This window comes from Wolbachia endosymbiont of Drosophila bocki (assembly GCF_028982005.1).
Classification (GTDB): domain Bacteria; phylum Pseudomonadota; class Alphaproteobacteria; order Rickettsiales; family Anaplasmataceae; genus Wolbachia; species Wolbachia pipientis.
Genome location: NZ_JAPQLG010000214.1, coordinates 1 through 9,998, shown reverse-complemented (window position 1 = coordinate 9,998; position 9,998 = coordinate 1). Strand labels below are relative to the sequence as shown.

The 9,998-nt window shown below is 35.4% G+C and carries 9 protein-coding genes and 1 pseudogene; 6 read left to right on the top strand and 4 right to left on the bottom strand.

Features of this window, described 5'->3' with window-relative positions:
* Positions 1-155: 155 nt before the first annotated feature.
* Entirely contained in the window at positions 156-1,499 is a 1,344-nt protein-coding gene (gene radA / locus OZD61_RS05525; RefSeq protein WP_151808023.1) for a DNA repair protein RadA, read from the top strand.
* On the opposite strand, the gene ftsY is transcribed toward radA, so the two are convergent.
* Positions 1,486-2,397 carry a signal recognition particle-docking protein FtsY gene (gene ftsY, locus OZD61_RS05520; RefSeq protein ID WP_274980133.1) on the bottom strand — a complete coding sequence of 304 codons (912 nt, stop codon included), beginning with the start codon at positions 2,395-2,397 and terminating at the stop codon, positions 1,486-1,488. The genes radA and ftsY overlap by 14 nt on opposite strands.
* Before the next feature lie 188 nt (positions 2,398-2,585).
* Here ftsY and iscU point away from each other — a divergent pair, with 188 nt between their 5' ends.
* From iscU to hscA, 4 genes are read left to right on the top strand one after another with little or no spacing between them, the layout of a single operon-like run.
* Positions 2,586-2,969 (top strand): Fe-S cluster assembly scaffold IscU, encoded by a 384-nt coding sequence (iscU, locus tag OZD61_RS05515; RefSeq protein WP_007548853.1) that lies wholly within the window; start codon positions 2,586-2,588, stop codon positions 2,967-2,969.
* 5 nt (positions 2,970-2,974) lie between these two features.
* Complete coding sequence (locus OZD61_RS05510) at positions 2,975-3,379, top strand: HesB/IscA family protein (protein WP_274980132.1); 405 nt, start codon at positions 2,975-2,977, stop codon at positions 3,377-3,379.
* Positions 3,372-3,824 (top strand): iron-sulfur cluster co-chaperone HscB C-terminal domain-containing protein, encoded by a 453-nt coding sequence (locus OZD61_RS05505; RefSeq protein ID WP_274980131.1) that lies wholly within the window; start codon positions 3,372-3,374, stop codon positions 3,822-3,824. The genes OZD61_RS05510 and OZD61_RS05505 overlap by 8 nt, the downstream gene beginning before the upstream one ends.
* Entirely contained in the window at positions 3,802-5,550 is a 1,749-nt protein-coding gene (hscA, locus tag OZD61_RS05500) for a Fe-S protein assembly chaperone HscA (RefSeq protein WP_274980130.1), read from the top strand. Before OZD61_RS05505 ends, hscA begins: the two co-directional genes overlap by 23 nt.
* Before the next feature lie 6 nt (positions 5,551-5,556).
* On the opposite strand, the gene lepB is transcribed toward hscA, so the two are convergent.
* From lepB to OZD61_RS05485, 3 genes are all read right to left on the bottom strand, one after another.
* Positions 5,557-6,303 carry a signal peptidase I gene (gene lepB / locus OZD61_RS05495; protein WP_274980134.1) on the bottom strand — a complete coding sequence of 249 codons (747 nt, stop codon included), beginning with the start codon at positions 6,301-6,303 and terminating at the stop codon, positions 5,557-5,559.
* Positions 6,304-7,252: 949 nt separating this feature from the next.
* Positions 7,253-8,140 carry an aspartate carbamoyltransferase catalytic subunit gene (locus OZD61_RS05490; protein ID WP_274980129.1) on the bottom strand — a complete coding sequence of 296 codons (888 nt, stop codon included), beginning with the start codon at positions 8,138-8,140 and terminating at the stop codon, positions 7,253-7,255.
* Between the two features lie 203 nt (positions 8,141-8,343).
* Positions 8,344-9,369 carry an extracellular solute-binding protein gene (locus OZD61_RS05485; RefSeq protein WP_274980128.1) on the bottom strand — a complete coding sequence of 342 codons (1,026 nt, stop codon included), beginning with the start codon at positions 9,367-9,369 and terminating at the stop codon, positions 8,344-8,346.
* 454 nt (positions 9,370-9,823) lie between these two features.
* Between OZD61_RS05485 and OZD61_RS05480 the strand changes: the two are divergent.
* Positions 9,824-9,998 (top strand): annotated as a pseudogene (locus tag OZD61_RS05480) (IS66 family transposase); the annotation flags it as partial.

The window sequence follows — 9,998 nt, the reverse complement described above, 5'->3', positions numbered from 1 at the left end:
AGTAAAAGAGCTTCCAGACTCTTTTCATATGGAGAAAAATCAATGCTTGCAATGTTGTTGTAGGGGTAGGGAACCCTTTCTTGGGTTAGCTATAGATTTACTTCGCATATTCAGCTAATTTTTATTACAATTACAACAAAATAATTTTGGCTTTGATGAAAACTGTATATGTATGTCAATCCTGTGGTCACAGCACTGGTAGGTGGGTAGGGAAGTGCATTGCATGTGACAATTGGGATACAATTGTTGAGGAAATAGCAGTAAAAACGGGCAAAAGAAGTATATCTGCACCAATTTTAATAAAGACGTTATCGGGTAGCGAAATTATCACTCCAAGTCGTTTTTTAACAGGAATAGAAGAATTAGATAGAGTTTTTGGTGGGGGTATCGTTCAAGGTGCTAGCATTTTAATTGGTGGCGAACCTGGAATTGGGAAATCCACCCTTTTGCTTAGAATTGCAGCTAATGTTGTGCAACTTTCCTCTTTTGAATGTCTTTATGTATCTGGCGAGGAATCTTTAGAGCAAGTGAGTCTCAGAGCAAAGCGTCTTAAGATAAATGAACCTAAAATTAAGCTTTTATCTACAGTGTCTTTAACTGATGTAGTAGCAACAATAAAGGAAAATAAAAGTATTAAATTTTTAGTAATTGACTCTATACAAACAATGTATGATAGCAGAATTACATCAGCACCAGGAACTGTAACTCAGGTCCGCACTTGCGCACATGAATTAACCATTCTTGCGAAACAATATGGTATTTCTCTTTTAATAGTTGGTCATATAACTAAGGATGGACAAATAGCTGGACCTAAAACTTTGGAGCATATGGTGGATACGGTATTATATTTTGAAGGTGAAAATAGCAATCAATACCGCATTTTACGTACTATTAAAAATAGATTTGGCCCTGCAAATGAAATTGGTGTTTTTGAGATGTCTGAAGCAGGACTTGTGCCTGTTGATAACCCATCATCATTGTTTCTGATGGCCCATGACAGAGAAGTAGTTGGCAGCGCCGTATTTGCAGGAATTGAAGGTTCAAGACCAATTTTAATGGAAGTGCAAGCATTAATAGCAGGGACTAATATGGCAACCCCAAGAAGGGCAGTAGTTGGGTGGGATATTAATAGATTGGCTATGATCATCGCAGTGCTAAATGCTCGTTGCAAAATGTTTTTGCATGATAAAGAGGTATACCTAAACATTGCAGGGGGACTCAAAATACAGGAACCATCGGCTGATCTTGCTGTTGCTGCTTCCCTTATTTCAAGTGTAGTAAATTTACCGCTGCCAACTTCTTCAATAATCTGCGGTGAAGTTGCACTTTCAGGAGAAATTAGGAATGTCTCGCATGCTGATCTCAGACTAAAAGAAGCACAAAAGTTAGGATTCAAAAAAGCAATTATGCCTAAAAATGGTAATTACTCTTCTCACGATATTGAGATAATTAAGCTTGGTCATGTAAGGGAATTAAGAGAAATTTTTAATTACAATTAAATAACGCTTCAGCAAATTCTTTGCTAGTAAACTCCCTTAAGTCCTCTATATTTTCGCCAATTCCTATAGCATGTAACTTTATCTTATAAGCTTCTGCAAGTCCAATTACCACTCCGCCCTTAGCAGTGCCATCTAACTTTGTTACGATTAGCCCGGTAACATTAACCATTTTGCTAAATGCTTCTAATTGGCTATAAGCATTTTGGCCGGTAGTTGCATCAAGAACTAAAATAACGTCATGAGGGGCAGTGTCATCCAATTTCTTTATCGTTCTATATATTTTTGATAATTCCTCCATAAGGTTCACATTATTTTGCAGCCTTCCTGCTGTGTCAATTAGAACAACATCAACGCTATCTTTCATAGCTTGACTTACAGCTCTATATGCCACACTCGCAGAATCGCTACCGTACTCTCCAGTAACGATAGAACAACCAGAGCGTTCTGCCCAAATGTTTAATTGTTCACTAGCAGCAGCTCTAAATGTATCGCATGCAACAAGCATAACGGACTTTCCCATCTCCTTATATTTATATGCGAGCTTACCTATAGTTGTGGTTTTACCATTACCGTTTACTCCGCATACCATTATTATGTGGGGTTTTTTATCCAAAACTAACGGCTGCACGACTGGATTTAATATAGCTTCTATTTCATTCACTAATTGCTGCGTGATAATATTATACTCAACTTCCTTGTCAAACTTGATGCTTGTGAGCCTATCGATAATCAACTTAGAAGTTTTATGACCAATATCCATGCTAATTAGCAATTCTTCTAGCTCATCTAAAAGCGACTGATCTAATTTTTTTTTGCCAGAAAAAATACTTTTCACCCCGTCGCCAAAGCGAGAAGAAGTTTTCAACAAGCCTTTATAAAGGTTACTAAACAAACTCAAGGGATACTCCTTTTAAAATTCAAACTTAATTACAATATAAAGAATGACACGCACTACGTGTATTTGTAAAGTTAAATACGACGTTTTACGTGCATTCTGAAAGTAAAATTCCCGTGATACTAGTGTATTTTACTTTAGTTTTTAACTTAAATGTGTTATAATAAGTGTAGTGGTTCACAGGTAGTTTTATGAGTTATAATGAGAAAATATTAGATCATTACGAAAATCCAAGGAATGTTGGCTCTCTGGATAAAAATGATCCAAATGTTGGCACTGGTCTAGTTGGTGCACCATCGTGCGGTGATGTAATGAAACTGCAGATAAAGGTCAATGACAAAGGTGTTATTGAAGATGCAAAATTTAAAACTTTTGGCTGCGGTTCTGCCATTGCTTCAAGTTCTTTGTTAACAGAGATGATAAAGGGAAGAACCATCAGTGACGTTACACAGATAAAGAATACTCAAATAGTGGAAGAGTTGTCTTTACCTCCAGTGAAGATACACTGTTCGGTACTTGCTGAAGATGCTATAAAAGCTGCTATTCATGATTATCAAAGTAAGCAAAAGAATTAAGAAGCATGAGTGAATATCAAGAAGTAGGCGGAGGTGAAACTGTGACAAAGAATAAAAAACTTATCACCATAACTGCAAATGCAGTGGAAAGGGTAAGGTATTTATTGGACAAAAAAAAGCATACTAACCTTGAAGAAGCAATAGGAATAAGAGTGCTAATTAAGCAAAAAGGATGTTCTGGTTTAAAATATGACATTGAATATGCGTATGATATTCGTCCTTTAGAGTCGATAATTGAGGAAAACTGTAGTGATGGCCAAAAAGTTAAAGTGTTGATCGATCCAAAGTCCGTCATGTTTATTCTTGGCTCTGAAATGGATTATGTAGAAGAAAAATTTTCATCGGGTTTTGTTTTCAAAAATTCTAATGAGAAAGGAAAATGTGGTTGTGGAAAGAGTTTTCATGTCTAGCAACTATTTTACATTGTTTGAAATCGAACTAGCTTTCAATATCAGTTTTGATGAGTTAGAGAAAAAATATATCGAGCTAAGCAGGACTGATATAAATGAAAGACAGTCCCAAAACATGGAAAGTATTAACAGAGCTTATCAGATACTAAAGTCACCGCTAAAACGTGCTGAGCATTTGTTGAATCTTTTTGGTGTGGCAAAGGATCATCCGAATTCTGAAATATTAAATGAATCAATAGAAATAAGAGAGTACTTACTAGACTGCGACGATCTACAATTTGCAAGCAGGATGATTGATGAAAAAATAAAAGATTGCGTTAAAAACCTAATTAACACTTTTGCTGTAAAGAATTTTGATGGAGCTGCTACACAGGTCTTAAGATTGAAATATTTATATAAGTCATTTGAGGAGGTGAAAAAGAATGCAACCAATTCAAATTTCTGAACCAAATTCAAGTGAAGTAGTTTTTGGTATAGATCTTGGTACTACCAATTCTTTAATTGCCATGGTAAATAAAGCTGGCAATGTGGAGATATTTAAAGATAAGCAGGGAAGAGAGCTACTGCCTTCTGCTCTTTCATATGAAAATAATACATTGAAAACTGGCTACGATGTCGGTCAAAACGCAATCTACTCAATAAAGCGTTTAATGGGTAAAAGTGTTAAAGATTTGAACAAGATGGGTGTTTATTTTGAAATAGATAACGAAAGTGAAAAAGTTATTAGAATAAAATGCGCAGAGGAAAAGTATCTTACTCCTATTGAGATTTCTGCTGAGGTATTAAAAGCTTTATGTGAGAGGGTAAAAAAGTCTAAGGGGCTGGAAGTAAAAAAAGCAGTGATTACTGTGCCAGCTTACTTTGACGATTCAGCACGTAACGCAACTAAATATGCAGCAAAATTAGCTGGAATAGAAGTTCTTCGCCTCGTTAACGAGCCAACCGCTGCAGCGCTTTCTTACTCCATTGAAAAGAACAATAACAGTGGAATATATGCAGTTTATGACCTTGGTGGTGGAACATTTGATATTTCGATATTGAAATTGCATCAAGGAGTGTTTCAAGTCCTTGCGGTTGGTGGTGACACCAAACTCGGCGGTGATGATTTTGATCATTTGCTGAGTTCAATTGTGATTGATAAGTATAGAGAAAAGACGGCTAAGCAACTAAATTCCTTACTTATCGAATCACGCTCTGTGAAAGAGTACCTAAGCAACCACACTATAGGTATCTTCGAATTTAATGCTAACGGCAAGCCATTTGAGTGCGAAATTACCAGAGAAGAATTCGAGCAGGCAATCAGTTCTTTGGTCAATAAGACTATCAATATAGTCACTCGTACTATAAGTGATATAGATCTTAAAATTGATGATATAAAAGGAGTAATTTTAGTTGGTGGTGCAACTAGAACACCATTGGTTCAAAATTCACTAGTCAAATTCTTTGGAAATAAAGTACTAAATGACGTGGATCCAGATAAAGCAGTTGCCATTGGGGCAGCTCTGCAGGCTCATGATTTAATTTCGGGCTCAAAAGATAGGAATATTCTCCTGGATGTTCTACCTTTATCACTTGGCATAGAAACTATGGGAGGCATAGTTGAAAAAATCATACCAAGAAATACGCCACTGCCAGTTTCAGAAACAAAAGAGTTTACAACTTATATTGATGGGCAAACAGCAATGAAAATTCATGTTTGTCAGGGAGAACGTGAAATGATAGAGGATAACAAATCTCTAGCGCAGTTTGAGCTAAAAGGTATACCGCCACTGCCTGCAGGTTCTGCAAGAGTTGAAATAGAATTTACAGTTAACGTTGACGGAATCTTGACTGCTACTGCAAGAGAAAAAACTACTGGAATTGAGCAGACAGTTAAAGTAAATTCAAGTTTTGGCTTGAGTGAAGCTGATGTTCAAAATATGGTTGACCAGTCAATAAACAGCTTTGACGAGGATATGAAGGCTCGTTCCCTTGCAGGCGCTAAAATTAATGGAAATAAACTCATACACTTGGTTGAAAACAATAATAACCTTTCCACTGATCAAAAGTTGAAAAACCTATTACAAAATGCAAAAAACGCTTTACAAGGCAATGACTTGAATGAAATTAACAACACTATCGCCGAGTTAGAAAATTCTTCTTTAGAGTTGTGTGAATTAACAAATAGGTAGAAAAGCTTACACAACCTTGTGCAATACCCTATTTAATCTCAAAGCAACAGGTAACCTGAAATTAAATGGTAACCAATCGACCTTTCCTAATTTAAATGATAAACCAACTATGCTTACACGCCCAATGATATTTTCCATTGGTACAAAACCAACTTCAGGAAACCTACTATCTAAAGAATTATTTCTATTGTCTCCCATAACGAAAAATTGATCGTTAGGTACATAATAAACCGGAGTGTTATATGATAGCTTATTAGAAATGTCATCTACCAAAATCTCATGTTCCTTGCCACTTAAAAGCGTTTCTATATATCTTGGTATGTTACGATTTGACTCATAATCAAAAAAACTTTCAATTTGCCTTCGCTCTACTTTCTGATCATTTAGGTATAATTCTCCCTCTATCATTTGCACTTTGTCACCTGGTGTTCCTATTACTCGCTTAACAAACCTGATGCTGTCATTTCTTGTGGGTCTGAAAACTACTATGTCACCACGCTTTGGAGGAGTATAAAAAATCCTGCCGCTAAAAATGTTTGGAGAAAATGGAAAGGAGTGTTTACTGTAACCGTATGAATATTTACTAGTAAAAATGTAATCCCCTTCAAGTAGGGTGCTTTTCATTGAACCAGAAGGTATATGAAATGGCTCGAATAAAAAACTACGTATTGATAGCGCAATCAACAGTAAAAAAAACAATGAAGATAAAAATCTTCCTGTTCTTATCACCCAGTTTTTGCTTAGTTCCTCCAACTTTTCCAACTTTGTTTTTCCTATAGATTAAGCTTATTATAATACATAAATTAAAAAATGGTAATATGAAATTTTACTTGTGAATGTTATTCCTCTATTCAAAACAATTTTGAAAAGGCGGTTCATTTCTTTCAACGGTGTCATCCAAGTAGCGTGACACATAACTGTACGAACATTGCAATTTGCAGGTGGCAGATGAAAGTAGCTGATGCACATCTGTACGAACATTTGCTTTTGTTAAGGTAATATGGTGTTATGAAAGTAGCTGACACTGGAATGGCTTTGTTGCATCGCTACTTATGAAAGGCTAACTATAGTTAGGATTATAAGCAACCTATTGAAAATCTTGTTTTTTTGCAATCAATCTGATCAAATTTAAGAATAGTAATTTGTTATTTATATTAATAAATTTAATTCTATTGAAAATAGCTAAAGCATTGAAATTCTTGAATTTTAGCCGGATTGGTAAATGGTAGTGAAATTTCTTTTACTCAAATTTAGGTATTCATTGACCGTTCTTGTTATAAATACCAGAATAATAAGCTACTGATATTCGCTATCTTTTTTATCTTTAATCCATCATAGCTAGCGATGCAACAAAGCCCACTGGAATCCAGGTTGTAACCGTTCACGGATTGTGAGAATGAATAAAGAACTAAGCAGTCGTAACTTTTGGAAGGGATTTTGGCCATTGAGACGTGATGTCAAAAATATCGACAACATTCTTTCCACAAATCTTTCTCCATGTTCCGACCAGGTGAAAAAGCTGTTTTTACGATAGCCGTCTAATTTGCCGTTCTGCAAGGTTGTTGATTGACTTCAGGCTTTCGTAAAAACTTCCACACCATATCCTCGGCCTTAACATCTTAATGGCCACTCTCAAACCATTTACAAGCCTTGTCATTTCATGCCCCCCCTTTTTGCATTAGTTGTGTAGCATCTTTTAATATTAGCAAGGCCTATAGTAGTGCAACACTGCCTTACGTATTGCCAATCCAAATTCTACTTGCTGTAAAATAACACAATCTGCTACATCGCTGCTAATCTCAATCCCTCTGTTTATTGGCCCTGGGTGCATAACAATCGCATCTGGTTTTGCGTATGATAGCTTTTGTGAATCAAGTCCATACAAATAAAAATATTCTTTCTCTGAAGAACTATTATTCATGCGCTCTTTCTGCAATCTCAAAAGCATAATTACGTCAGCATCCTTTATACCTTCAATTAATGAATAATGGACTGAATCTACTTCAGGAAAATGCTTACAAATCAAAGTTGGTGGTGCGACCAAGTTTATCTCTGCTCCAAACATTTTTAGCAACCTTATATTTGACCTTGCAACTCTGCTGTGCAGAATATCTCCACATATCACAACTTTGAGGTCCTTTATTTGCTTTTTGTGATTGCTGATTACAAGATAGTCTGCAAGAGCTTGAGTTGGATGTTCACTACTTCCATCGCCTGCATTGATTAGCAAGCAGTTAACATACTTTGCCAGTGTATTAATGATACCACTACTTTTATGCCTGATTATTATGTAATCAGGATTCATTGCATTTAATGTTTTGATCATGTCTTTTAGATCTTCTCCCTTGTTAATAGAAGAAGATCTTATTGGCAAAGTTACAACATTTGCTCCAAGGCTTTTTGCTGCTATTTCAAAAGACGCAAGTGTACGCGTTGAATCTTCAAAGAATAAATTTATTACTGTCTTATTTTCCAAGATATGACTATTTGCAACTTCTTTTTTAAGGTACTGGTTGGCCAACTTAGTTATATTTTCTACATCATCGACTGTAAGGTCTGAGATGTTTAACAAATTCCTTCTCTTGTTCATAGTTTCCTTTTCAACTACTTGAACCTATTCTACTTTCTTATTACCTTTTTTCAATAGACTTCTTGTGCAGCAATTGTTTTGGTGAAAGAACTGAAAAAGATAGTAAAGTCAAAATTAAGTTAGAAGGAAGAAAAAGTTCAGCAAGTCAAGAGTAAGGTATATTAGCATAAATCTTTCATCCCAATGTTTAGTGGCGCTGGGGATTACTTCCACTTACACTCATCTGCTACCATAACAGCCTCAAAAAGATGCTTCTCAAGTTCACTTAGAGGCAAATCACTTTGTGAATAATTTCCCCAAGATTTTAGTATATCGGAAGTTTCAACGCCTTCAATAATAGGATATTCTTGGTTTTTTTTAGCGTATAACTCTTGAGCCTGCTTGCTTACTAAAAATTCCAATAAGACTATAGCATTTTCCCTGTTTTTTGCGTTTTTTGTTACTGCTGCACCACTGATGTTTACCATTACACCGTGATCGTTGCGATTAGGAAAAAAAGCCCCCAGCTTGTCTGCAACATTCTTTTTATTTTCTGATGAAAGAATTCTCGCAAAGTAGTAGCTGTTTACTATTGCAACATCTCCCTCACCCGCTGCTACGGCGTAAATTTGATCAGTATCACCACCACTTGGTTTTCTTGCCATATTGCTCACAATTCCGCTTACCCATTCTTTCGTCTTTTCAAAACCATTATTTGCAATCATAAAAGCAATTAACGATCTGTTATATGGACTTGTAGAAGAACGCACTAATATTTTTCCTTTCCATTTTTCATTTGCTAAATCTTCATAAGTACTTAAGTCCTTAGGGTCTACTGACTCTTTATTGTAAACCAATATCCTAGCTCTTTTTGTAAGACCAAACCAATAATCTTCACTGTCTCTAAATCTTGCAGGTATAACACTTTTTAAAACCTCTGAATCTACTTGAGATAAAAGTCCTCTTTTTTTTGCTAGAATTAAGTTGATTGCATCAGCAGTCAAAAATAAGTCGGCTTCACCACCGTTTTCCATTCGTGAAAGTAGCTGAGAATAATCATCAATGATGTAACGTACTTTAATACCTGTATTTTTCGTGAATTCATCAAACAAAGTACGTACTAATTCTTCTTTGCGCGATGAATAAACATTTACCACTTGTGAGTCATTAGCTCCGTCGTTTCTGTATAAATAAGTAACAACTATCAATATAATTGCTATTAAGGATGTGAATATGAAGGCTTTTTTCATATTGGATAAAAAATAACTTCTTTCAGTTAAAGTTACCAAGATGGTACAACTTTAGCAAGTGTAAAGTTCGTTAGATAAATCATAAAAACTTCCTTGACAAGCTTCGCCAGCCCCCTTATTGTAACACTGAAGCTATTTATTTATCTTCGCAATCTCTGCAGTGGATTAATGACAAAAAACTTAATGTATTTGGCGTAAGTCATGCTTAATTTTTTGCATTATGTGCACCTTATGTCTTTATAAAATTTCTAGGTTTTTACCTAATATAAGCTGAAATGCGCTATTTGAAACATTAAAAAACGCCAACTTAAAAAATGGATAGTGAATAACTAGCTACCCTAGGGCTTCTTTTGCCTTTTTTTCTGTTTAGTAAATTGTATCCGTTCAGCGGAATGGCAGAATAAGGTAGACAAAGTGATCTAAAAAGATAATCATAGAGCAAAAGTGAGGTAATGTGGTAAACCTTTTAGAGCTTTGCAAAAATTTACAGCAAAAAATAGAAAAACTGGAAGCAGAGATAGAAAACTTAAAAGCAGAAAATAAAGCTTTAAAGATAGAGAACGCTGAATTAAAGGAAAGGCTTGGTTTAAACTCGAAAAATTCATCTCTACCGAGCTCTAAAGAATTGT